A 21276-nucleotide genomic window follows, 5' to 3' on the forward strand; every position below is an offset into this window, starting at 1 on the left:
GTCAGGTCTCCGTGGGTTCGATGGGCTGATGCCGCGCATCGGCATGCGCGTTGCGGGGGTTCCCAGTGTCGTGTGCTGGCGGGCGATCTCGCGGGCCGAGAGGCGCTGCGATCTGCAGAATCGTGAAGCCATCCGCGACCATGGGGCTGGCATGGGCATGTGCGGACCGCCAAAGCGGGCGCAGCATCGTGTTCGTCTCAACCATGATGGCGAGGCAGACGCGGCGCATGGCCGGGCTGTCGCTGCTGTCGGCGTGCCGCTGCGCGCGGGCGCGCAGTGCGTTCAGTTGCTGGAGCTTCCGGGCGGCGTTGCTCATGCCATTTCCTCCTTCTCAGCCAGCTGCCCACAGTTCGCCTTCACCACCGCCGCGGCCACGGGTGGGCAGACAGAGTTGCCGACGCAGCTGACCTGGGTGTTCTTGGTGAAGCTGCGCCAATCCCATTCGCCATCGCTGTCCTGCTCCCAGACGCCCTCGATCACGTAGTCGCGGGGGAAGCCCTGTGCGGTGAAGAGCTCGCGCGGGGTGAGCATGCGCATGCCGATATCGGCGATGACGTAGCGGGTGCCGGCGATGTCGAGGGTGACCAGGTCGCCGCCGTCCCAGGCGCCATGGGCGCGCAGGAAGGCGGCCACTTCGCGGGCGCGGGCCTCATGCGCTTCGGTGAAGGGCGGAGCCTGCAGGGCGGCCTGAATGTGGGCCATGCGGTCCTTCACGGTGATCGTGTGGCAGGGCGCATCGGTGTGCGCGCCGTCCCCGGTGCCGTAATACTTGGCAAAGAAGGTGGCGACGGGCGTCTGGTGGCTGCCGCTGGCCGCGACGGTTGAGAGCGGTTCGCGGGCGTCGTGACCCGCGTGGATGCCCATGCGCGGCCCGCCGTTCTGCTGGGCCAGGAAGGCAGCGCAGGTTGCATGCTTGGCGCCGCCCGCGACAATGGTCCCGAGCGGCCTGCCGAGATCCAGCGCGCGCGGCGCCTGGCCGGGCCGCTCGCCATAGCCGGTCTGGATCAGGGTCGGCAGCAGGATGGCGTTCTGGTCCTTCCGGCTGGCGCAGATCGTGTGCAGCGGCAGCGTGGGCGCTCGGTTGTTCCCGCCCTGCTGGGCGTATGTCAGCACCGGGGCCACGACGGCCTTCTCGCCGCGACGCGCGGCGGTGATGGTGCGGAATGGTTCCTCTGCCGCCTCCACCCGGCCACCGTGGGTGAGGTTGACCAGGAAGGGGGCCTCGGCCTCCAGCACGTAACGGGCCACGCCGCGGGCGATGCGCGCGAGCGTGTTGTCGGCCAGGGGCCGCACGGCGCGCAGACCGAGGCGCGCGCGGATCTCCTCGGCGCTGTCGAAGATCGACGGGCAGGGACTGGACCAGTCGATGCACTCCGCGGCCGTGCGCCTAGGCTTCAGCGCGCCCGCGATCACGCGGGGATCGTCCGGCGCCCCGTGGGTCGGATCCGGCCAGGCAATCGGCTGGCCATCAAAGCGGATGATGACGAAGAGGCGCTTGCGGATTGTCGGCGCGCCATAGTCGCAGGCGCGCAGCTCGCGGGTCTCCATCTTGCCGCCCAGCCTGCGGATCGCCTTGCGCCAGCGCTCAAACGTCTCGCCGCGCCGCTGCGGGCAGGGCATCGGCCCGCGCGGAGTCTCGATCACCGGTCCCCAGGTCTTCCACTCCTCGACGTTCTCCATGATGACCACGTCGACCTGGCCGCCGCTCTTCTGGATGCGCTCGATCCAGCCGGGGATGACCCAGGCCAGGTCGCGGATGTTGCGGGCCACCGGGGCGCCGCCCTTGGCCTTGGAGAAGTGGCGGCAATCGGGGCTGAACCACATCAGGCCGATGTGGCGGCCGGCGAGGTGATCCAGCGGATCGACGCGGTAGACGTTCTCGCTCAGGTGCAGCGTGTCGGGATGGTTGGCCGCATGCAGGGCCAGCGCCGCCGGGTTGTGGTTGATGGCGATGTCCGGGCCGTGGCCCAGGGCCATCTCGATGCCGGTCGAGGCGCCACCGCCGCCGGCAAAGCTGTCGACGATCAGCGGCGGGCCGAGGGGCGCCGCGCGGGTGTCACCGGCCAGTTCAAGGTCGAGAAGATGCGCTCCGTCCATCAGAAGGCCTCCGGGGTGCAGACAAGGGCGTGGTAGGCGGGCAGCAGGGCGAGGGTGGCCAGCCCGGTGCAGAGCACCAGGGTCGCCAGCGAGGGGCCGTCCTGCGCCTGGCCGAACAGCCAGCCCGCGCCCGGCGCGGCGCCGAGTAGGTAGGGGCCGCAGGGGGCGAGCCGGCGCAGCAGGCGGGGCATCGGGTGCAGAGCGGGGGTGTCGCAGACCGTCCGTGCCGCGTCATAGGGCGCGATGGTCATGGCCAGCACGAGCGTCAGCTGTACCAGGTTGCCACCTTGCGCCAGGGCGGCGGCCGAGAGCGCGGCGACGGTCGGGCAGGCGAGGACGGGGGCACAGAAAAGCCAGCGCATCAGCTCATCCCCATGGCGTCTTTGTACATCTGCAGCACCGCCTCTTCCTCGGCGATGTCGTCGGGCTCGCGCTTGCGGAGCGCAATGAGCAGCCGCAGGACTTTCACGTCGTAGCCGCGCCCCTTGGCCTCGGCCATGACCTCCTTCTGCTGGTCGGCGATCTCCTTCTTCTCGGCCGCGAGCCGCTCGAAGCGCTCGATGAAGCTCCGCAACTCGGCCGCATGCACGCGATAGGCGCCGTCGCGGACTTGGCGGTCCGCCTCTGTTTCCTTGAGCCCGGCATCCTCCTTGGATGTCTTCGGGAAGCCCATGTCCTTCATCGCCCCGCCCCCTCAGTCGCGCATCGGCATGAGAATCCAGAGCGCATCCGGGTCCTCGGTGACGATGCGGGCGGGCTCTCCGCGGCCGGCGCTGGAGAGGGTGAAGGCCGGGGCGATCCGGGCGAACTCGGAGAGCAGGGCCAGGCTGTAGGTGGCGGTCTGGCCGTCCTTGGCAGCGTGGCCCTGCAGGGCGGTGCTCAGATCGACGCCATCGGGCATGCTGAGCGACATGCGTCCCGCGCCAGGATCCAGCCGCAGGGGCAGGCTGCGCCCGTAGCAGGTCGCACTGGCGATGGTGCGCAGGCGCGTGAGCGCGGCGGCCGACAGATGCGCGGCGAAGGCATCGGAGGCCTGCGGCGTCACGCGGGTGTAATCCGGATAGGTCCCGTCGATCCCCTGGATCACCAGGCGCAGCCCGGGCGCCGTCACCAGCAGATGGCGCGGGCCGGTATGGAAGGTCAGAGCCCCGTTCCTCGCCTTGCGCGCGATCGCGATGAGCAGATCGACGGCGCGCACGGGGACGATGAGGCCGTCGGGGCGGTCGGTTGCCTTGCTGCCGTCGGCGCGCGGCCCCTCGATGAAGCGGGCCGGCTCGGCGCAATCAATGATCGCCATGCGGTGGCCGTCGGTAGACACGGCTCGCAGAGTGCACGCGTCGGGCTTTGTCGTCAGGAAGGTGCCATTGAGATAATACCTTGTCTCTTCGCGGCTGACGCAGGACCGGCCCAGATCGAAGAGCCGTAGCGCCTGTGCGCCGGAGAGCGTGAACGTGCCCGCGCCGTGCATCCCGTCGGGGTCCGGGTCCTTGAAGGGCTGGGGGAAGTCCTCGGGAGGAATGCTCAGCTGCAGGGTCACCTGGATCTCGCCGTCGGACAGGCGGACACGGTCATGGTCCTCGCCGCGCATATGGGTGATGGTCACCGGGCCCCGGGCGGCCCGCAGGAAACCGGCAAGGGCACGGTGTGAGACGACTAGATCCGCATGCCCACTGGTCTGGGCCTCTAGGTCCAGCGCCAGGGTCATCTTGAGGTCGGTGGCTTCCAGGGTGAGCCGGTCGCCGGTGAACCGGATGCGGACACAGCCTAGGGCCGGGATCGTGTTCCAGCGCTCGACAACGCGCCCGAGGCGGTTGGCCGCTAGCCGAAGCTCGGCAAGGGCGACGGCGGCACTTGGCCCTTCGGACATCTCCGGGGCAGGCGCGGCGGCGCGGGGCATCTGGTGCAACATGGCAGGTCCTTTCCGAAGAGAGATCAGGAGCAGGCGGGCAGGGCGTCCGCCTCGGCTGCGGTGTCGGTCACGGCCTCGCGGGCGCGCGAGATCCAGGCGGCGATGGCCTCAGCCTCGGACGGACCGCTCGCGGTGATCCGGTAAAGCGTGAGAGCGGCGCGGCCCTCGGCGGGGATGTGAAGGCTGCCACCCCCTTCCAGCGCCGCGCAGACAAACGCCTCGTGCAGGGCATCGCCGCTCAGTGGCGCGACGCGCGCCAGGAAGGCGGTGATCGCGTGGCTGTCGAGGAGGCGCCCGGTCATGGCTGACCCCCGACGGTGGCGTCGGGCTGGAGCGCCCGGCGCGCGAGCGTCGTCGGCAGATCCAGCAGCGCGGCGGCGATCAGCAACGCGACCGCCAGCCAGCACAGACCTTCCAGCGCGAGGTGAACCAAAGAGCGCCGGTCGGTTCGGCGCGAGGTCATGGGCATCCGGACGCTCATGCTTCCGGCTCCACGGGCTCGGGCGCCGGGCGCGATTGGTCTTCGGCTTTCTGGGCTTCCTCCGGGGTGGAGGCCCGGCAGGCGCCGCTTTCGCGGTCGAATGTGGCCCAGCCGGTCGCAGTGACCGCGCGGTAGAAGCCCATGGTATCGGGGGCGATCAGGGGACGCGTCATGCCGGCGCCCCCGCGATCAGCGCCAGGGCAACGGTGGTCAGCAGCCAGCCGATCATGGCGACGGGGAGCAGGCTCATGCGGCGCCCTCCGGATGGGCGCGGCTGGCGATCAGGGCGCGGACCTTGCCGCGGCAGCGCTTGGTGATGTCCAGGACCTCGGCCATCTGGGACGACACGGTCGGCGCGCCGGCGAGGTGATGCGGCGTGAGCCGGGCCAGCCGGTCAGGCGAGATCGGGGTGCCGCGGGCGGCCTTCCGCGCCGCCCAGTCGGACCGCAGGCGCGCGCTTTCGTCAGGGGTCAGCATCGAAGCCTCCATCTGTGGTGATGGAAGTTAAAATCCACAAAACGTGGTTTATGGCAAGCTATAATTCACCAATGGTGGATTTTTTGATTCTAGCATCTTCCGTCCGTTCATGACCCTATGTAGCGTCATGGTCGGTGGGTTTGGCTCGGGTACGCCAGTGCGAGTGGGAGAGGGTTCGGCTTGAGTTGAATTGAGAACGCGAAGTCGGCCGCGTCAGGAGAGCGCGGGTTGGCGGGGTGTTCTAGGGACTGTGCTATGAAAGAAATAGATCGGCGCCTGGACCGCATGATTGAGATTGCGGATCAGTTGGACGTTCCGCTTGACCACGTGGTCAAGTACATGGGCCGCTGTAGTCAGAGAGCCTTCGAGGCGTTCTCAGACAATCCAGACCTTCTTCCACGATATATGAAATCGAGATCGAGGCCGTAAAGATCGGCCAGCACTACGGCCTCGTCGACGGGTATGCGACGAATCCCCGTTTCCCAGTTGTTGTATCTGGTCGCGCTGAAGCCGTGTCGAGCCGCCCAATCCTTCTGGGAAAGGTCGGAGAACGCGCGCCTGATAGCGAGCAAGCGCGAGCCGATTTCTGAGTAGGGAGCGTCCTCTGCCATGGGGTGATAATCCACCGAATGTGGTTTGTTCGGCAAACCACAGATTGTGGTATTGCAATCATCCACGAAATGTGGATTTAGATGATGCATGGTATCTGCGCTCCACATAGCAAACATCTTAGGGCGGGCTCGCTTGGCGTCTGAGCTTGGTGTCGGTGATAGCGCTGTGAGCAACGCCGTATCTCGCGGTCGCTTCCCGGCATCGTGGTTTCTTGTCGTCAACAGACTGGCTCTAAACGCAAACATTCCTTGTCCGCCGGAGCTCTTTGGCATGAGGGCCGCTGAGGGCGAGCCGCCGCAAGGGCATTCCAGGTCGCCTGAGCTTTGTGGCTCAGGGAGACAACCTTGTCCCGCGAAAACCCCCGGAGAGTTTCCCCATGCGTAAGGCGCGGCCCGCTTCGATCCAGTCGGCGGTGCAGACCGCCATTCGCGCGGCCGGCGGCCTGGAGGCCGTGGCCAATGACATCGGCGTCGGGGTCTCGACTCTGTCGCACGGGACGGAAGTCTCGGAGCAGCGTCCGGGCGGGCTTGGCGTCAACTACCTCGACCGCCTGAGCCGCATCGTGCCGGAAGCCGCCGTGCCGATCGCGGCCCACTTCGCCGCCCTGGGCGGCGGCACCTTCCACCCGCTGAACATCGAAGGCTCGACCGCATCGGATATTCACTGGATTACACGAGAGTTCGCGGACGTGCTGCAGCGCCATGCCGAGGCGCATTCCTCGGCGTCGGCGGTCCCGCACGACTATTCGCCCAAGGAGGCGCAGGACCAGATCGCCGAACTGGACGAAATGGTCACGGCCGCCATGCAGTTCCGCGCCACGTTGCTCGGCAAGGCGGAGCGGCGCGCATGATGGCTTGTCTCACATACTCCTCCCGCCGACGGGCGGGCGATCGTCGCGGGGAGGGTGCTTTCGTTGGCGGTGCGCTCCCCGCGCCGATCATTTCCCAGATCCACTCACGGACCCCGGCACAGGCGCCGGGCCGTGCGGAGCGCCGGCTGTCGGGCAGGGCAGGGCGCTTCCTGGCGCGGAGGGCCCATGTCCTCCAGTCCCTCCGCGCCGCCAGTTTCCCCGGACCTTGTCAGGCCGCCCCGCGGGACCGCGCGGCCGTCCGGGGCGTCGCGGTCCCGATCTGTCCGTCCCCGACTTGGGGCGCGTCCCTCCCGGCGCGCCCCGCCTTTTCCTTGGAGGGTTTCGCATGGACATCGTGACCGCAGAAGAGCGCCGTCTGATCGACGAGGCGCTGGAGCGTATCCCCGAGGAGAAGCGGCGCATCCCCACGGGCGTCAGCGGCATGGACCGTGACTACGTCTGGGACCCGAAGACCCAGTCGCTCATCACCCGCAACGAGGCCTTCAAGGGCGGCTTCCGGACGATGCAGCGCGCGCAGGTGCCGACCCTGGCGGACCGGCTGAAGGACCGCGAGATCGCCCAGGACATCAAGGACGGTCTGAGCATCAGCGAGATCATCCTGCTGCGGCATACGGCGCGCCAGCGCATTCAGCGGGTGGCGCGCGAGGACGGGCTGGAGATCGCCCGGCCGAAGCCCGCGCCGCTCCGGGGCGGGCGCGAGAAGTCCGTCTCGGGCGATGACGAGGAAATCACCCGGAAGATCCTGGCGCTGGTCGATGGCCAACGGGGGCTGACGGAAATCGCCCGGCTGGCGGGCTGCCACAAGGATGCGGTGCGCCTGCGCCGGGATCGGCTGAAGCTCGATATCCCGGCCGCCAAGCGGAGGAAAGTCGCGTGACGTTCAGACCCCCCGGATTTGGGCCGATTGACAGCGGATGGCGCCCCATGCGTTGCTTTGACCTGTCCGCTCAGGGGGAGAGGCGGGCGGACACCTGGCGCACCCCGCGCGCTGGCGTGGCCCGGCGCGGTGGTGATCTCTGCTTGGCTGCCGCGCCGTTTGGCGGGATCGCCACGCGACCTGCTCAGTGCCTGCATTCCGCGATCTGGTTGAGGCTATTGGCGTGCCAAATGGCGCGCCTCCGGTTCCGGGGGGTCGCCTCATGCGCTCGCTGACCTCTGCAGGCGCGGCGTTGCGCGCCGTCGAGACCGATGACCTCGAAGAATACCCGCTGTCGGGCCAGGAGCGCCTCGACAGCCATTACTTCATCGCCTGGCATCACCGCCGCTGGCTGAACTCGGAGATGCGCCTGAAGGCCACCGAGGAGTGTCGCGCGCTTTACTTCGATCTGATCTGCATCGCCCAGGAACAGAACCCCATCGGGACGCTTCCGGCGGATACCGAGCAGCTGGCCAAGCTCCTGGGCGTGGAACAGGGGCGGCTGCAGCGGCTTTGCGAAGGCAGCTTCGGTCCGCTTCACAAGTGGCGCCCCTGTCTCTGCGAGGGCGTGGTTCGCCTATATCACCCGATGGTGCTGGAGGTCGTCACCGATGCCATCGCGCGCAAGCACGACAACCGGGCGCGTAACGAGGCGGGCAATGCGATGAAGCGCCGGCAGCGCCTGCGCAGCGCCATCGCGGGCTATCACGTGGATCTCGCGGCCAATGACGCGGCCATCCTTTGGATGGACGAATGGCTCATGGAACAGGGCTGCGGCTATCGCGGCGCCTCCTGGATCGAGCGCGCCATCGGCGCCTGGTCCGATCATCAACTTCACATGCACACGCGGGGCGGCAGGCAACTGTCCTGAACTGTCCAGTGGACAGTGTCGGAAGTGTCCACCGGACAGTTCGGACAGTGTCCTGGACACTTTCAAACTGTCCGCTCCGATAGAGACATGGACAGAGACATCAGAAGACACAGGACGTTGCGCGGACAGTTCGAGCGGGGCGCCTGTGGATAAGTCGGACCTTGGCTGAGAAAGGGCAAGAGGATGCGGATCGAGCAGGATCACGAGACGAAGCGGGACCGGGTTCGCCGGCTGTTGCTGGGGCCGCTGGAGGGGATCGGGTTCCGCTTCCCGAAGGCGGTGGAGCCGGATGAAGGCCGCAAGCGCCTCGACCGGCTGGCGGATGAGCTGGGCTACATGAGCGACGCCAACCTGCGGCGTCTCTTCGAGGCGATGCGCTCGAAGGGCGAGGGCCGGGCCCGGGACTTCTGGCCCAGCCATGCGGCCTTCGTGGCCCTGGCGCAGGTCGCGCAGCCGCGCCCCCTCGAGGAGATGCCCGGACTGGCCAGCTGGTTCGGCAGCGCCGCCGGGCGCGCCGCGCTGGCCGAGGGGCGCCTGGTCGAGGAATACCGCTGGTGGCTGTCGAAACACCGCCCGCCGCTGAACCCGCAGGAACGCCGGATCATCGCCGACAGGGCCGGGGCGGCACAGTCGAAGGTGGCCCGCCTGCGCGAGCGCCTTGGCCTGCGCCTGCCGGTCGACGCCACGGACCGGGAATGGCTCCACGCCTATGAAGCGCATCAGGACGCCGCGCGCGAGCTGGTGCGACGCGGCCAGGCACAGGGGGAGGCGGCATGACCATGGCCCTCCGACACCGGCCCCGGGGCCTGAGCAGCGCGTCTCCGCGTGAAGTCAGCATCCTGCAGCTGCTCGACTGGGCCTTCCAGAAGGAGAAGGTCCGGATCGACTTCGACCAGGGCGCCAATGAACGGCCGCAGGGCGCGCTCAAGGGCTATGGCATGGAGCACATCCTGATGCGCCAAGCGGAACTCGGCTGCCGGGTCCAAGGCGGCGGCACCTCGGAGCCGCACCCTGACGCGGACGCGGTGGCCGATGCTCTGGCGCAGCTGCCGGAGGGCGTTGGTGGCCGGCGCATGGCGCTGGTGATCGCCGATCTCTGCCGCGCCGGCGAAACGCTCGGCTGGGGTTCGGACCTTGCGCCGCAGGTGCAGCCCATCGACTGGAAGCAGACCAAACACGGACGCTTTGCCGTCACAGAGACCTGCGGCAAGGCGCGCTACACGAGCCGCGGCAAGGTGCGGGAGGTGGATCTGCGCTGCTGCCCGATCACCATCGAAAACCACCCGCGGGATCAGGCGCGGGCGCGGCGGGACTACCTGCTTTGGTGGGCGGCACTGAAAGAGCTGCGCGACACTTTCCGGATCTACGGCGGGCTGACCGCACACCAGGTCACCGACGCGCTGCCGCCGATGAAGCCCTGGGAAGGGGAGAGGGCCAGGCGGGCGGCTTGAGGGCCGGGCAGGGCAGGGAGAAAGAAGGGCCGGGGCATTGCCTCGGCCTTCCGCTTTCAGGGGCGCCGTCAGGTCAAAAGCGGACCTTCCTAACGCAATGCTTCAATGGTAGCTTTGCGCAGGGAGCGGACACGCCGGGCGGGCTGTCTCTAGCTTCACCTTCAGGCGCTTTCGGCCCTGAGCGGACATTCGAACCAGGCGCGGTAGATGACCGGTCCCAGCCCTTCGCGACTTTTGTCCAAGCCGCAGCATGACGTCGTGTTCGGGCACGAGGCCAGTGAGCAGCCGTTCGCTGCATCCTGGACGGACAACAGCGAAGCGCCGGAAGCAACCCCTACCATTGTGTCTGGACCGTCTCGCAAGTTAGCACTGGGAAAGCCAGATGACCTGAGACCCGACACTCCCCGGATGAATCCCGATCAGCCAAGCCAACTTACTTTGGCGCTATACTAAGCGCCTCTGAGAACTCGCGGGTTCGCTGAGACCAGATCGAAATCCACATGGACAAAGTCCCTGTCATGCGAAACGAAAATTAGATCGTTGGACAAGCAGCTAGCGACGAGAGCCGCGTCAGTGAAGTCAAGAAGACCCTTCGCGGCCTCATTTAGTTGCAGCTCAATTGCCTCAACGTCGTTGGTGTCAACGATCAATTCACAATCTTCTAGGATGGATAAACAAGTGTCACGCACGGATTCAACGCGCTCGAGATAGTCCTCGTCGCTCTTTCTTCTGCTTTTCAGAAGGTGGTACTCACCTCCACCAAATAGGAGCTCATACTCGATCTTACACATCCGGTTGAATAGCTCAGATATGACGTTTGCGCAGGTGACAATCGTGTTCCCCTTGGAGAGAGCGCTGGCGTAGAAGTTACTATAGACGGCGCGTTCGCGACTCGGATCGTTGCCATATATGGAAATCCAAACATTTGTGTCGAAAAGAATTTCTCTGCTTTCAAAGGCACACTCCGAGCCAGCATCATATACTCGCGCCATTTTAATCATCCAAGTTGTCTTTGAAGATTTCCTCGACTCGCTCCTGATCCGAGAAGTACAGCTTCGCCCTGTCAACCACGAGCTTCAATCTTCTCAAATGCCACTCCTCGAAATCCACAGGTGGCAATAAGCGACTCCTGAGAACACTTTCTTCGAACTCCCCATACAGCTGACCCACTGCTGCGTTTAGAAAAGCCGTGGTCATTCGTGTAACGCCAAAGAAAGAAATCTCCGCTCGATTACCTCCTTGAATGACGTCATACAAAAACTGATGAACTTTCTGCCCATCAGAAGCCGCCACGCAAATCCCTCCGCCCACGATCGTCGATATGGAGACTCTTATAACTTTTGACATTTCACCATATCTCCTTGGGATTGACGCGCGACTTCATATGGTACGACCTTGTATCTCTCGTGTTAATTTCAAGTGAAACCGCCGTGCCCGGATAGGACGCCCTTATGTTGTGCATGGAGACACGTCCCGCTCTCATCTCCCAGTATCCTGTTTGAGAGCAAACAATCAGACTTCCCTCGTTTAGCCGAACGAACTCCTGCAAGATACCCAACCCTAACCCCCCGGGAATATCCCCGCTTCTGGCGCTATTATTCATCTGCATCGCCCATTCAATTGAGTTTGCGACTGTCGGAAATCTGAATCCTGCAGCTTCAAGTGATCCATTTATTCCCCTCCCGCCATCCGAGATGACAAATGTCAATCTGTCCCTGTTGGGGAAAAACTGCCCCCCCGAGAAGACCGGTATGCTGGATTTAGAGTGCAGGGAGCTATTAGCAAATAGCTCATCCAATCCTTCGAGGAACTTCTCCCTCAAACCTTTGCTCATCTTCGGGACTTCTGGACGCAAAAGGTGGGCGCTGCAGTACTTTGAGAACTCCACTTCGGCATCGAGTTCGAACTTTGTCACTGGAATCGTGGTTCCGTACCGATCAGCAACTGATCCCGTGAGGGTTTTGTTCTTTTGAAGAATTGTTTGCACCTTTGGTGAAATGCCGTAGAGAGATATTTCATTGCCTCTTTTCCGAGATAGATTGACTATCGTGAGCAGACAGGTGCCGAGCTGCGCATCGATCCATCGGAGACGCGAGCAGTCGATGCCTACCTTTCGGTGGTCGAAAGTCTCCAGTTGCTCATGAAGTGTTGCTAGTGCTTGAAAACCATACACATCGGCGGAAATCTCGCTTGCGCCTAACACCACCATGAATTCGTCAGTCACTCTGCCGGCTCGCCTTCAGCTATTGGGGGCTATTTGTGTCTCGTGGTTTCTGCCTACAGCAGAGACTTGACGGTGTCACGATCGGATACCTGTTGAGCTAAGGAACTTAGGAGGTCGTCTCCGTCAGACAAGCATTCAGCGTATTTATGCGTACATTTGACCTCTGAGTACGATAGCATACAGACGGTGATGATTGTGAGACATCTATGAGACAGTTCCGCGCGCGGTCTTTGACTTTTCGGACTATAGGCATCGGGCATGCCCTCGCCACAGGGCATGCCGAGCACAATGTCCCACTAGGGTTGTGACCGGCCATCTACATCGCCCTGCAGCAAGGTCGTCTGTGGGCCGAAAGCGACAGCCGCTCCAGGTGCGCCCCTGTCGATTGCCACGTCCGCTATCCTGCGCACAGCAGCCTTTCGTCCAGCACGCGGCGAACGGCAGCTCTCCGCCCTTCGTGTTGTCGCCTGGTATGATGCTGCGCCAGGCAGGAATGTCGCGGAAGGGCTGGCTCCGGTCATTCGCTGCGCCTGGCGCGAAGGTCAGCTTCGGGCTGGGAGCGGTCATCCGCCCCGACCGGGACAAAGGTTCGCTGTGGGCGATGCCCGGCCCTTCCGCCTTTTCGGCTCAAGAAGCTGACCGCCGCTACGTCATCCCTGGTCGACGGCACCACACTGATTGCTGACTTCGCCTACGGCCAAAGCCGGCGTCACCGCGCTCCTTCAGCCGCCTGCGGGACGGCGAGCGCATCTTCATGGACGACATCCGCTGCCCAGTCGTAGAGCTCGGACAGGATGGTGCGGAGAGCCTCTCCTCGCGCGGTCAGGCGGTAGGTGACTTCGCGCGGATAGGTATTCGTCTCTGTCCGTTGCACCAGGTTGCGGCGCGTCAGCCCGGCAATCCTGTCGGTCAGAACCTTGGGCGAGATCCGCGGCAAGAGCGCCTGGAGTTCGGAATATCGCCTTGGCCCGCCTGAAAGGTGCCACAGCAGCAGGGCGTTCCATCGGTGACCCAGAAAGGCCAGCCAGTCCTCGGCAAGGCATTCGTCGGGACGGCAAACGGCGGCCATGGCAGCTTTCGGTTCAGGCATCGGGCTTCCCATTTGGTTAGCCCAGAGTCGGCGTGTTCTAGGCGTTCGCGGGCACTCTAGCAGGTCCAAACGCATGAGGAACATGACATGGGACGAATACTCATTATCGGTGGCTACGGCCATGTGGGGCAGAAAATCGCGCGCCGTTTGGTGGCCGCCGGCAGACCGGTGATGCTGGCCGGGCGCGACGGTGCAAAGGCAAGGGCAGTGGCGGCTCGATTGGGCTGCGAGGCAACGATACTGGATCTCGAGCGCGCTGAAACCTGGACAAAGCCCCTGTCGACGGCCTCGGTGGTGATCTGTTGTCTCGACACGCGGTCGGCAGAGCTGGCACGGGCAGTTCTGGAGCGTGGGGTGCGCCTGATCGACATCTCGGCCACAGACTCGGTGCTGCGCCGGATCGAGCAATTGGATGGTCTGGCGAGGGGCACCGGTGCGCTGGCCATCCTGTCGGTCGGCCTAGCGCCGGGGTTGACCAACCTCCTGGTGCAGGAGGCGCGCGCGCAGAGCCCGGATGCGACCCGTTTTCGTATTGGTGTCCTGCTGGGACTGGGCGACAGCCACGGCCCGGCGGCGATCGACTGGACCTTGCGCAGTCTGGCGCCGCTTGCCCCCGGCGAGATCCAGCCACTGCGCTTCGGAGATGACCGTCGGCCCCTGCCATCGATCCCGTTCGACTTTTCCGATCAACACAGCCTGATGCGCCGGGGTTTCCCGGAGGTCGAGACGCGGCTGGCCCTGGCGTCACCGCTCATCACCCCCCTGACCTTGAGGGCGCTGGCATGGAGCTCGGGGCGACCTGCCCTGCGACGGGCCCTTGTGCACAGCATGCCCTTCCTCAGGATCGGCAGTGACCGGGCGGCGCTGGTTGTCGAGGCCTATGCCAAGGGCAGGGAGGCACCTGCATGTCGCCTGGAGCTATGCTGGAATCTGGGTGACGCGGTCTGATCAAGCGGCGCGGCTTTTGTCGGCATCGCGGCTGGCGACACCGTCGTTGAAGATGATGCCTTCGACGACGAGAGGCAACTGGTTGGCGCCCTTGAGCCTCCGCCATTTCCTGGCCGCGGCCTGAACCAACGTGAAGACCATGAGTTTCGCGGTCTTCTGAGACAGGGCGCCCTTGGTGCGGACCGTTCGATGCCGGACGGTGGCGAACACGCTCTCGATCGGGTTCGAGGTGCGCAGATGATCCCAGTGATCGGCCGGGAAGTCGTAGAACGTCAGCAACGCCTCCCGGTCCTTGGCCAGGCAGGTGACGGCCTTGTGGTATTTGGCGCCATACTTCTCGGTGAAGGTGTCGAGGGCGGTCTCGGCGACGGCGCGGGTCTCGGCCTGCCAGATCTCGCGCAGATCGGCTTTCACCGCCGGGTGCATCGACTTCGGGACCTTGTTCAGGACGTTGGACACTTTGTGGGTCCAGCACCGCTGATGGCGCGTGCTGGGAAAGATCTCCTCCATCGCCTTCCAGAACCCGAGCGCGCCGTCACCGACCGCCGCGTCCGGCGGCACCGAGAGGCCGCGGCTCCGGAGGTCCACCAGCAGTTCGCGCCAGCTCTGCGCGCTCTCGCGGACCCCGACCTGGAAGCCCACCAACTCCTTCTTACCTTCGGGGGTCGCCCCGATCATCACCAGCATGCACTCGGCCTGGGGCTCCATTCGGGCCTGGAGGTAGACACCGTCGGCCCAGACGTAGACATAGCGTCGCGCGGAGAGGTCGCGACGTTGCCAGCGATCATGCTCGCCCTGCCACTCGCTGGTAAGACGCGAGATCGCGCCCGGCGACAGGTTCGGCGCATCCGGCCCGACCAGCGCGCTCAGGGCCTCCTGGAAGTCCCCGGTCGAGACGCCCCGCAAGTAGAGGACCGGGAGCAAGGCATCGAGGCTGGGCGAGCGCCGCGCCCATTTCGGCAGGATGCGTGAGCTGAACCGGATCTTGCTCTCCGGCCGCACATCGGCAGATCGGTCGCGGATCTTCTGGCGCTGCACGGGGATCGGGCCGATGCCGGTCTGGATCGACCGCTCCGGCCCGGTTCCGTGGTGAACGACGCGCTGCCGGCCGTCGGGCAGGCGCTCCTCAGCAAACTGCGCGACAAAGCTCGCAGCCTCTGCCTTCAGCGCCGCGGCAAGCATCTGGCGGGCGCCGTCTCGCGCGATCTCGGTGAGTGGATCGATAACCGATCCGGGCTGGTGAAACGGGGTGATCGTGGTATCGTCTTCCATAGGCGTATCGCTCCTTCGGGAGGTTCTGGCAGGCTTTGACACCCGCCACGATACGCCGCCTTCTCAGGCCGTATCACCCAAATTCAGCCATAGCTCTGTCGCCTGTCCCTGGAGGGCCGCGAGGAGGCAGAGATTACGGCGCAGGTTGCTGCGGAGGTCGCGCTGCGGATTGAGGGCATGCGGGTGCAAGGCGTGAGGCATCTCGACGACGTATTGCGCCTGGCGGATATGTCTGGCGCGTTATTCGCGCAACAGATCACCTTCTCTGGGGCAAATTCGTAGGGGAGCCTTCCCGTCGAACTGACGTTTGAAGGGATGCATGAATCCGGATGCTTTGAGCAGGGACCGGACAGGCTCTTGGCCAGGCACGAAGGTCCGGTTCGGGCCGACACTAGGCGCGGTCAGCGCATGGCATGAGTAGCGGCTATTGGCTGACAAGGTCTTGCAGCGGGACCAATCGCATGTAGCGAAGGCCCGTGTGCGTTTTGGTGGGGGTGCATCGCCACCGACCCGGCTTTTAGTGCGGGTCGACCCGCAGTTCCCCGGCACTAGGATATTGGATGTCGACGACCTTGCATCGGCAGGGTCGCCTGTCCAGATATCCGAAGCTTGGGCCGCATGTGCCCGGAGGAGCGAACGAGATGACAGACGCCTGGATACCGTTGCTGGGGGGCTTGGTACTGTTGGTTGCGGGCGGAGAGTTGTTGGTAAGAGGGGCGGTGCAGGCGGCCGAGCGTCTCGGCATTTCGCCCTTGGTGGTCGGTCTGACCCTCGTAGGGTTCGGCACGTCGATGCCGGAACTGGTGACATCGGTCCAGGCCGGGCTGAACGGGTCTCCGGGCATTGCCTATGGCAACGTGGTAGGCTCAAATATTGCCAACATCCTGTTGATCGCCGGTGTCTCAGCACTGATCTGCCCGATCATCGTGGCGCGGTCGGCCCTACGCCGTGATGCCGCCGTGATGCTGACAGTGGCCGGGGGCTTCATGGCGTTGGCCTGGGCGGTGCCCCTGGGGCGTATGGCCGGGCTGGCGCTGGTGACCTTGCTGATCGGCTACATCACCTTCGTCATCCGGCAGGAGCGCGGCTCGGCCGGCGGTGGAGCGCTGAATGACAAGACCTTGGCATTGGCACAGGCTGATCCTGGACTTGCACGGCCCCATGCCCCCAAGCGGCTGGTGCTGCCGCTGCTCATAGCCCTTGCGGGGCTGGCGCTCGTCGTGCTGGGCGGGTCTTTCCTGGTCAACGGGGCGGTGGCGCTGGCGCGGGGCTTCGGAGTGTCCGAAACGGTGATCGGTCTGACCATCGTGGCTGTTGGCACTTCCATGCCCGAGCTTGTAACTTCGGTCATCGCCGCCCTGAAACGGCAGGGAGATGTGGCCTTCGGCAACGTCGTTGGATCAAACATCTATAACCTGCTGGGCATTGGCGGCGCCACGGCGCTCATTGCACCGTCCCGTGTTCCGGGCGAGATCGTTTCCTTTGATGCGCCGCTGATGGTCGCCGTGTCGCTGCTGCTGGTGCTCTTTGCGGCAACCGGCCTACGGATTGGACGACGGGAGGGCGTCGTGTTGCTGGGTGGCTATGTCGCTTACCTCTGGCTGCTCTGGCCGTGAAGATGAGCTGAGGCGCGACCGGCAGTCTAGGGCTGCGAGTGGGCTTAAGCTTTGCGGTGCAGGAACATACGCCCTCGCGCATCTCACTCCGCCTCTACCCCCCGGGGGGTACCCTGAAAATCTGGGCAAAATGATCCTGACCGGTGAGGGGACCGACGTTTTCGTGCTCGGCTAATTGGAGAAAAAAGCCCATGCCCTAATGAGATGAACTGCCTTCCCTACATGCCGCAGCTACTGGGGCGGGCATAATTTACGCCAGATCCTGTCCAAGAGACGGGGAGTAGTTCAGACCAAAGGCTAACAGGGTGTCTGATGGATACAGCTGCTAGATCAATGCTCCTAGTTGCCGCAGCTTCTCTTGCACTGCCTCCGTCGTTACCGAGTTTCCACCCTTCGCGCTGAGGGCTCCTGCGACACCTGCGGCCTCACCTGTGGCGAAGGCCGTCCCCATGACCCTGATCGATCCATAGGCGTAGTCATCCGCCCCGATGACCCGGCCCGCGTACCACAGGTTGTCCAGGTCGCGAGCGTGGATCGCGTCGTAGGGGACGTGGAAGTAGCCCTCGCCGCCGACATGTTCGTAGATCGGCTTGCCCGCTTCGGAATGCAGTTCGATCGGCCAGGCACCCCGGGCGATGCCGTCTTCGCGCAGGCGCCCCTGCAACACGTCGTCATGGGTGATGTCGTAACGCGCGGCCGGGTGGCGGGTTTCGCGCACACCGATCTGCGGGCCGGTCTGCGCCAGCCAGGCATTCTCGAACCCCGGCACGCGGGCGCGCAGGACCTCGACCAGGCCCAGGGACATCTCGCGCCCTGTCTGCTCGGCGCGGGTGAAACTGCCCGAGCTGAGGTCGGGCATGTCGCGGTCGACGACCAGCCACCAGAAATCGGTGGTGCCGGGAACGCGGGTGAAGATGCCCGCGTCGGTCCGGTGGATCTTGTGAGGCGAGCCCTCGTTGAATTCGGCAATCGCGGCCTGCATCAGCGCGCGGTCGATCTTCGTGTCGGGGGCCAGGCCGCCGACGCGGATCGGCATGGTATAGGCCTGGATACGCGCCCGGCTATCGCCGGTGCGCATGGGCACACCGGCCACAAGCGCCAGGTTCGCATCGCCGCTGGCGTCGACAAAGCTTTCGGCGATCAGGCGGAACCGCCCGTCCATGCCGGCCACGGTCACGCTTTCCAGTGCCCGTGCGGTGCGGCTGGCCGCAGCGACACGCGAGTGCAGGAAGACATCGACCCCATGCGCCGCCAGCACCCGGTCCAGTGCCACCTTCAGGCGCTCCGGGTCCAGCAACACGATCCAGTTGTTCGTGGTGGGGGAGCGGTAGGGATCGCAGGCGACGCCCATGGCGCGCATTTCCTCCAGCACCTGCTCTCCCGCGCCGGCGACGGCGCGCAGCGGGTCCTTGCCCTGGTGGAAGAAGCCGCAGTAGGCCAGCACCTGGGCGTTGGTCGCAGCCCCTCCAAGGAAGCCGTATTTCTCCACCAGCGCCACCCGGGCACCGGACTTCGCCGCGCCGAGGGCCGCGCCAATGCCGCCCGCGCCGCCACCGGCAATGACAACGTCGTAATCGGTTTCGTGACGGGGCATCAGTTTCTCCATCCGAGGAAGTGGTTTTCGAGGCGCGAGATCAGCCAGTTCACCGTCAGACCAAGCAGCGACAGGATCGCCACCCCCGCGATCAGCTGGTCCGTGGCCATCAGGTTGCCGGCCAGCAAGACGTAGGCGCCGATCCCGTATTCGGCACCGATCATCTCCGCCGCGACCAGCAGGATGATCGAGATCGAGGCCGCAATGCGGGTGCCCGACAGGATCCCGGGCAGGGCGGCCGGCAGGACGATCTTCCAGATGATCTGCGCCCGCGACAAGCTGAAGCTCTGGCCCATGCGGATCAGCGTGCGGTCGACGTTGTCGATGGCGCTGTAGGTAGCGATGACCATCGGGAAGAAGCAGCCGAAGAGGATCGTGGCGACCTTCGAACCCTCACCGATGCCGAACCAGATGATGAAGAGCGGCAGCAGCGCGATCTTGGGGATCGGGAAGATGGCCGAGACCAGCGGCGTGATCGCCGCGCGCGCCACCGAGGAGAGGCCCGCCGCCGTGCCGAAGATCAGGCCCAGGCTGACACCGCAGGCAAAGCCGATCACCAACCGTTGCAGCGAGGCCGAGAGGTGCCGCCAGAGGTTGCCGGAATTGGCCAGGTCCATGAAGGCGCCGAAGGCCTCCGAGGGCGCGGGCAGCACCAGCGAGGAGATCACCCCCGCGCGCGAGCCCAATTCCCACAGGGCGATCAGCACGACGAAGACGGCCAGTCCCACCAGCTTGCGCGGTTTCGGGGCAAAGCCGCCGCCGCGGAAGCTGACGGGTTTGCCGGATGCCGCGTCCAGGGCGGCAGGGGCCGGGGTTTGCTGGCCCGGTTGGGTGGAAATGTCACTCATGAAGGTGTCCTTTCACGAAAGGGAGCGTAGCGGACATCCTCGGCCCCGGATCGGTAGGGGCGGGTCTGTCCGGCTGCGGCCCGGGGCGGTGGCGATGCGCCGCTCCCCCGATGGCCAGATGTCTGTGTCGGTCGGTCGCGCCCGGGCGATCAGCCCGCGGCCAGTTCCATGTCGGCGGTCTGCGCCTCGTCGCGCATCATCTCCCACAGCTGCTGTTGCAGCGCGGCGAGCTTGGGGTTGGACACGTCGCGCTCTGACAGCGGAATGTCGATGTCGACGATCTCGCGGATCAGGCCGGGACGACGCGACAGTACGACCACCTTGTGGCCCAGGCGCACCGCCTCGTTCAGGTTGTGGGTGATGTAGCAGGAGGTGAAGGGCTCCCGCTGCCACAGGCCGACGAGGTCATCCATCAGAAGTTCGCGGGTCTGGCTGTCCAGGGCCGACAGCGGCTCGTCCATCAGCAGCACGGCGGGGTTCACCGCCAGGGCGCGGGCAATCGCTACGCGCTGCTTCATGCCCCCCGACAGCTGCTTCGGCACCGCCTGGCGAAAATCGCTCAGGCGGGTGCGCTCCAGCACGTCGGCGATGCGGCGTTCCTTTTCCTCGGCTGACAGGCCATGCGGCTCCAGGACCAGCGAGATGTTGCCCTCGACCGTGCGCCAAGGCAGCAAGGCGAAGTCCTGGAACACGTAGGTCAGCGGGTTGAGCGAGCCGCTTGGCGCCTCGCCCAGTTGCAGGATCTGGCCCTTGCTGGGTTTCTCCAGCCCGCCCAGCAGACGCAGGAGGGTGGACTTGCCACAGCCGGACGGGCCGATGACACAGACGATCTCGCCATGCGGAATGGTCAGGTTGAGATCCCGCAGCACCTCGAGATCGTTGTAGAAATGCGAAAGGTTCTCGACGCGAAGGTCCATGTCATCAGCCTCGTTCAGGGATCAGTAGGTTTCGACGAAGCTGTCGTCGACCAGCTGGTCCACGGCCAGGTCGCTGTCGACCAGGTTCTGGTCCTTGAACCACTGCATTTGCGCGGCGACGTCGGTCATGTTCAGGGCCAGACCTTCGTTCAGGTTCATCGCGCCCTGCTGGATCGACGCCATCGCCTCTTCATAGGGTTTGTCCGGCGCCACGTATTTGGCGATCATCCGGGTCATCTCGTCCAGCTCTGCCGGATCGGGGTTCTCGGCCAGCATGACGCGGTTGAAATCGGCGATGCCTTTGGCGTAGGCGCGGATGAACCGCTCAACCATGTCGCGGTTGTTCTCGATGTTGTCCACCGAGGTGAAGAGCGTCGAGATCTGGTATTCGGCATAGTCGTAGAGCCAGCCCAGTTCCTTGGCGGCGCCCGCCTCGACCAGCGGCTTGGCGATATGCGGCACCATGATCATGGCGTCGACCTGGCCCGATTTCAGGGCCGCGACCATCGCGCCGACCTTTTGCAGGGGCACCAGGCGCACGTCGGAGATGTCGAAGCCCTCGGCGTCGGCGATCCGGCTGGTCATGTAGTGGAAGGTGGACCCGACCTGGGTCATCGCCATGGAATGGCCCTTGATCTCGGGCACCGTGTCCAGCCCGTCCTCATAGGCCTGGTTGGAGGCCATGACCATCATGCCGTCCACGCCCTTCTTCTCATGCAGGACGCCGCCGACGATGCGCACCGCGTCCTTCTCGGCCAAGTTCATCATGCCGCCGGTCACACCGGCCAGGCCAAAGTCCACGTCGCCGCTGGCGGTGGCCACGGCAATAGGCTGCGCCGCCTGGAAGAACTCGAAGGAGACGTTAAGGTTTTCCTCGTCGAAATAGCCCTTTTCAAAGGCCACGAAACCGGCCCCGTGGCTGGTGAAGCGCAGCGCGCCCAGCACGACGTCGTCTTTTTCCTGCGCGGTGGCAGCGGTCGCGGACAGCAGCGACAGGCCTGCAACGCCGGCCAGCCAGGCCCGGCGGGTCATGTTAGCGAAAGTCATGGAACTCCTCCCAGAGTCTTGTCGGTGCCAGGTCT

27 protein-coding genes are annotated in these 21276 nt (G+C 65.1%); 8 read left to right on the plus strand and 19 right to left on the minus strand.

Annotated elements, in window-relative coordinates:
* Position 1: 1 nt before the first annotated feature.
* From LC066_RS00585 to LC066_RS00630, 10 genes are all read right to left on the minus strand, one after another.
* Positions 2 to 316, minus strand: coding sequence for a hypothetical protein (locus tag LC066_RS00585; RefSeq protein ID WP_224896107.1), 315 nt, complete (start codon positions 314 to 316; stop codon positions 2 to 4).
* Positions 313 to 2097, minus strand: coding sequence for a DNA cytosine methyltransferase (locus LC066_RS00590; RefSeq protein ID WP_224896108.1), 1785 nt, complete (start codon positions 2095 to 2097; stop codon positions 313 to 315). Before LC066_RS00590 ends, LC066_RS00585 begins: the two co-directional genes overlap by 4 nt.
* Entirely contained in the window at positions 2097 to 2459 is a 363-nt protein-coding gene (locus LC066_RS00595; protein WP_224896109.1) for a hypothetical protein, read from the minus strand. Before LC066_RS00595 ends, LC066_RS00590 begins: the two co-directional genes overlap by 1 nt.
* Positions 2459 to 2779 (minus strand): DUF2312 domain-containing protein, encoded by a 321-nt coding sequence (locus LC066_RS00600; RefSeq protein ID WP_224896110.1) that lies wholly within the window; start codon positions 2777 to 2779, stop codon positions 2459 to 2461. The genes LC066_RS00595 and LC066_RS00600 overlap by 1 nt, the downstream gene beginning before the upstream one ends.
* Positions 2780 to 2791: 12 nt before the next feature.
* Positions 2792 to 4006, minus strand: a complete 1215-nt coding sequence (locus LC066_RS00605) for a hypothetical protein (protein ID WP_224896111.1) — start codon at positions 4004 to 4006, stop codon at positions 2792 to 2794.
* 23 nt (positions 4007 to 4029) lie between these two features.
* Complete coding sequence (locus tag LC066_RS00610) at positions 4030 to 4308, minus strand: hypothetical protein (protein WP_224896112.1); 279 nt, start codon at positions 4306 to 4308, stop codon at positions 4030 to 4032.
* The gene (locus tag LC066_RS00615) at positions 4305 to 4487 is read right to left on the minus strand and encodes a hypothetical protein (RefSeq protein WP_224896113.1); all 183 of its coding nucleotides are present in this window, start codon (positions 4485 to 4487) and stop codon (positions 4305 to 4307) included. The genes LC066_RS00610 and LC066_RS00615 overlap by 4 nt, the downstream gene beginning before the upstream one ends.
* Positions 4484 to 4660 (minus strand): hypothetical protein, encoded by a 177-nt coding sequence (locus tag LC066_RS00620; RefSeq protein ID WP_224896114.1) that lies wholly within the window; start codon positions 4658 to 4660, stop codon positions 4484 to 4486. The genes LC066_RS00615 and LC066_RS00620 overlap by 4 nt, the downstream gene beginning before the upstream one ends.
* Positions 4661 to 4733: 73 nt before the next feature.
* Positions 4734 to 4964, minus strand: coding sequence for a hypothetical protein (locus LC066_RS00625; protein WP_224896115.1), 231 nt, complete (start codon positions 4962 to 4964; stop codon positions 4734 to 4736).
* A 353-nt stretch (positions 4965 to 5317) separates the two neighbouring features.
* Positions 5318 to 5575, minus strand: a complete 258-nt coding sequence (locus LC066_RS00630) for a helix-turn-helix domain-containing protein (RefSeq protein ID WP_224896116.1) — start codon at positions 5573 to 5575, stop codon at positions 5318 to 5320.
* A gap of 88 nt (positions 5576 to 5663) precedes the next feature.
* Here LC066_RS00630 and LC066_RS00635 point away from each other — a divergent pair, with 88 nt between their 5' ends.
* From LC066_RS00635 to LC066_RS00660, 6 genes are all read left to right on the plus strand, one after another.
* Complete coding sequence (locus tag LC066_RS00635) at positions 5664 to 5960, plus strand: helix-turn-helix domain-containing protein (RefSeq protein WP_224896117.1); 297 nt, start codon at positions 5664 to 5666, stop codon at positions 5958 to 5960.
* Positions 5953 to 6426, plus strand: coding sequence for a hypothetical protein (locus LC066_RS00640; RefSeq protein ID WP_224896118.1), 474 nt, complete (start codon positions 5953 to 5955; stop codon positions 6424 to 6426). Before LC066_RS00635 ends, LC066_RS00640 begins: the two co-directional genes overlap by 8 nt.
* A 346-nt stretch (positions 6427 to 6772) precedes the next feature.
* The gene (locus LC066_RS00645) at positions 6773 to 7324 is read left to right on the plus strand and encodes a hypothetical protein (RefSeq protein ID WP_224896119.1); all 552 of its coding nucleotides are present in this window, start codon (positions 6773 to 6775) and stop codon (positions 7322 to 7324) included.
* A 262-nt stretch (positions 7325 to 7586) separates the two neighbouring features.
* Positions 7587 to 8234 (plus strand): hypothetical protein, encoded by a 648-nt coding sequence (locus tag LC066_RS00650; RefSeq protein WP_224896120.1) that lies wholly within the window; start codon positions 7587 to 7589, stop codon positions 8232 to 8234.
* A 183-nt stretch (positions 8235 to 8417) separates the two neighbouring features.
* Positions 8418 to 9011: a hypothetical protein gene (locus tag LC066_RS00655; RefSeq protein WP_224896121.1), complete on the plus strand. Its 594-nt coding sequence runs from the start codon at positions 8418 to 8420 to the stop codon at positions 9009 to 9011.
* Entirely contained in the window at positions 9008 to 9685 is a 678-nt protein-coding gene (locus tag LC066_RS00660) for a hypothetical protein (RefSeq protein WP_224896122.1), read from the plus strand. Before LC066_RS00655 ends, LC066_RS00660 begins: the two co-directional genes overlap by 4 nt.
* A gap of 449 nt (positions 9686 to 10134) precedes the next feature.
* Here the strand turns inward: LC066_RS00660 and LC066_RS00665 are convergent, their stop codons facing one another.
* From LC066_RS00665 to LC066_RS00680, 4 genes are all read right to left on the minus strand, one after another.
* Positions 10135 to 10686, minus strand: coding sequence for a type II toxin-antitoxin system VapC family toxin (locus LC066_RS00665; RefSeq protein WP_224896123.1), 552 nt, complete (start codon positions 10684 to 10686; stop codon positions 10135 to 10137).
* Positions 10679 to 11032: an STAS-like domain-containing protein gene (locus tag LC066_RS00670; protein ID WP_224896124.1), complete on the minus strand. Its 354-nt coding sequence runs from the start codon at positions 11030 to 11032 to the stop codon at positions 10679 to 10681. Before LC066_RS00670 ends, LC066_RS00665 begins: the two co-directional genes overlap by 8 nt.
* Position 11033: 1 nt before the next feature.
* Positions 11034 to 11909 carry an STAS domain-containing protein gene (locus LC066_RS00675; RefSeq protein ID WP_224896125.1) on the minus strand — a complete coding sequence of 292 codons (876 nt, stop codon included), beginning with the start codon at positions 11907 to 11909 and terminating at the stop codon, positions 11034 to 11036.
* Between the two features lie 709 nt (positions 11910 to 12618).
* Entirely contained in the window at positions 12619 to 12999 is a 381-nt protein-coding gene (locus LC066_RS00680; protein ID WP_224896126.1) for a winged helix-turn-helix transcriptional regulator, read from the minus strand.
* A gap of 87 nt (positions 13000 to 13086) precedes the next feature.
* Here LC066_RS00680 and LC066_RS00685 point away from each other — a divergent pair, with 87 nt between their 5' ends.
* On the plus strand, positions 13087 to 13947 hold the full coding sequence (locus tag LC066_RS00685; protein WP_224896127.1) for a saccharopine dehydrogenase NADP-binding domain-containing protein: 861 nt from the start codon (positions 13087 to 13089) through the stop codon (positions 13945 to 13947).
* On the opposite strand, the gene LC066_RS00690 is transcribed toward LC066_RS00685, so the two are convergent.
* The gene (locus tag LC066_RS00690; protein WP_224896128.1) at positions 13948 to 15219 is read right to left on the minus strand and encodes an IS256 family transposase; all 1272 of its coding nucleotides are present in this window, start codon (positions 15217 to 15219) and stop codon (positions 13948 to 13950) included.
* 641 nt (positions 15220 to 15860) lie between these two features.
* On the opposite strand from LC066_RS00690, the gene LC066_RS00695 reads away from it, so the two are divergent.
* Positions 15861 to 16835 (plus strand): calcium/sodium antiporter, encoded by a 975-nt coding sequence (locus LC066_RS00695; protein ID WP_224896129.1) that lies wholly within the window; start codon positions 15861 to 15863, stop codon positions 16833 to 16835.
* Positions 16836 to 17160: 325 nt separating this feature from the next.
* On the opposite strand, the gene LC066_RS00700 is transcribed toward LC066_RS00695, so the two are convergent.
* The 4 genes from LC066_RS00700 to LC066_RS00715 form a co-directional block, all read right to left on the minus strand.
* Entirely contained in the window at positions 17161 to 18429 is a 1269-nt protein-coding gene (locus LC066_RS00700) for an FAD-dependent oxidoreductase (protein WP_224896130.1), read from the minus strand.
* Positions 18429 to 19277, minus strand: a complete 849-nt coding sequence (locus LC066_RS00705; protein ID WP_224896131.1) for an ABC transporter permease — start codon at positions 19275 to 19277, stop codon at positions 18429 to 18431. The genes LC066_RS00700 and LC066_RS00705 overlap by 1 nt, the downstream gene beginning before the upstream one ends.
* A gap of 149 nt (positions 19278 to 19426) precedes the next feature.
* On the minus strand, positions 19427 to 20194 hold the full coding sequence (locus tag LC066_RS00710) for an ABC transporter ATP-binding protein (protein ID WP_222481064.1): 768 nt from the start codon (positions 20192 to 20194) through the stop codon (positions 19427 to 19429).
* A 21-nt stretch (positions 20195 to 20215) separates the two neighbouring features.
* On the minus strand, positions 20216 to 21241 hold the full coding sequence (locus tag LC066_RS00715; RefSeq protein WP_222481062.1) for an ABC transporter substrate-binding protein: 1026 nt from the start codon (positions 21239 to 21241) through the stop codon (positions 20216 to 20218).
* Positions 21242 to 21276 lie beyond the last annotated feature (35 nt).

Origin of the sequence: Pseudooceanicola marinus, assembly GCF_020177265.1 — a bacterium.
In the GTDB taxonomy this organism is placed as follows: domain Bacteria; phylum Pseudomonadota; class Alphaproteobacteria; order Rhodobacterales; family Rhodobacteraceae; genus Pseudooceanicola; species Pseudooceanicola marinus_A.

Bases quoted from the DNA above. Each gene is read 5' to 3' on its own strand.
- LC066_RS00585 (WP_224896107.1), bottom strand. From the start codon at position 316: ATGAGCAACGCCGCCCGGAAGCTCCAGCAACTGAACGCACTGCGCGCC.
- LC066_RS00590 (WP_224896108.1), bottom strand. From the start codon at position 2,097: ATGGACGGAGCGCATCTTCTCGACCTTGAACTGGCCGGTGACACCCGC.
- LC066_RS00595 (WP_224896109.1), bottom strand. From the start codon at position 2,459: ATGCGCTGGCTTTTCTGTGCCCCCGTCCTCGCCTGCCCGACCGTCGCC.
- LC066_RS00600 (WP_224896110.1), bottom strand. From the start codon at position 2,779: ATGAAGGACATGGGCTTCCCGAAGACATCCAAGGAGGATGCCGGGCTC.
- LC066_RS00605 (WP_224896111.1), bottom strand. From the start codon at position 4,006: ATGTTGCACCAGATGCCCCGCGCCGCCGCGCCTGCCCCGGAGATGTCC.
- LC066_RS00610 (WP_224896112.1), bottom strand. From the start codon at position 4,308: ATGACCGGGCGCCTCCTCGACAGCCACGCGATCACCGCCTTCCTGGCG.
- LC066_RS00615 (WP_224896113.1), bottom strand. From the start codon at position 4,487: ATGAGCGTCCGGATGCCCATGACCTCGCGCCGAACCGACCGGCGCTCT.
- LC066_RS00620 (WP_224896114.1), bottom strand. From the start codon at position 4,660: ATGACGCGTCCCCTGATCGCCCCCGATACCATGGGCTTCTACCGCGCG.
- LC066_RS00625 (WP_224896115.1), bottom strand. From the start codon at position 4,964: ATGCTGACCCCTGACGAAAGCGCGCGCCTGCGGTCCGACTGGGCGGCG.
- LC066_RS00630 (WP_224896116.1), bottom strand. From the start codon at position 5,575: ATGGCAGAGGACGCTCCCTACTCAGAAATCGGCTCGCGCTTGCTCGCT.
- LC066_RS00635 (WP_224896117.1), top strand. From the start codon at position 5,664: ATGGTATCTGCGCTCCACATAGCAAACATCTTAGGGCGGGCTCGCTTG.
- LC066_RS00640 (WP_224896118.1), top strand. From the start codon at position 5,953: ATGCGTAAGGCGCGGCCCGCTTCGATCCAGTCGGCGGTGCAGACCGCC.
- LC066_RS00645 (WP_224896119.1), top strand. From the start codon at position 6,773: ATGGACATCGTGACCGCAGAAGAGCGCCGTCTGATCGACGAGGCGCTG.
- LC066_RS00650 (WP_224896120.1), top strand. From the start codon at position 7,587: ATGCGCTCGCTGACCTCTGCAGGCGCGGCGTTGCGCGCCGTCGAGACC.
- LC066_RS00655 (WP_224896121.1), top strand. From the start codon at position 8,418: ATGCGGATCGAGCAGGATCACGAGACGAAGCGGGACCGGGTTCGCCGG.
- LC066_RS00660 (WP_224896122.1), top strand. From the start codon at position 9,008: ATGACCATGGCCCTCCGACACCGGCCCCGGGGCCTGAGCAGCGCGTCT.
- LC066_RS00665 (WP_224896123.1), bottom strand. From the start codon at position 10,686: ATGATTAAAATGGCGCGAGTATATGATGCTGGCTCGGAGTGTGCCTTT.
- LC066_RS00670 (WP_224896124.1), bottom strand. From the start codon at position 11,032: ATGTCAAAAGTTATAAGAGTCTCCATATCGACGATCGTGGGCGGAGGG.
- LC066_RS00680 (WP_224896126.1), bottom strand. From the start codon at position 12,999: ATGCCTGAACCGAAAGCTGCCATGGCCGCCGTTTGCCGTCCCGACGAA.
- LC066_RS00685 (WP_224896127.1), top strand. From the start codon at position 13,087: ATGGGACGAATACTCATTATCGGTGGCTACGGCCATGTGGGGCAGAAA.
- LC066_RS00690 (WP_224896128.1), bottom strand. From the start codon at position 15,219: ATGGAAGACGATACCACGATCACCCCGTTTCACCAGCCCGGATCGGTT.
- LC066_RS00695 (WP_224896129.1), top strand. From the start codon at position 15,861: ATGACAGACGCCTGGATACCGTTGCTGGGGGGCTTGGTACTGTTGGTT.
- LC066_RS00700 (WP_224896130.1), bottom strand. From the start codon at position 18,429: ATGCCCCGTCACGAAACCGATTACGACGTTGTCATTGCCGGTGGCGGC.
- LC066_RS00705 (WP_224896131.1), bottom strand. From the start codon at position 19,277: ATGAGTGACATTTCCACCCAACCGGGCCAGCAAACCCCGGCCCCTGCC.
- LC066_RS00710 (WP_222481064.1), bottom strand. From the start codon at position 20,194: ATGGACCTTCGCGTCGAGAACCTTTCGCATTTCTACAACGATCTCGAG.
- LC066_RS00715 (WP_222481062.1), bottom strand. From the start codon at position 21,241: ATGACTTTCGCTAACATGACCCGCCGGGCCTGGCTGGCCGGCGTTGCA.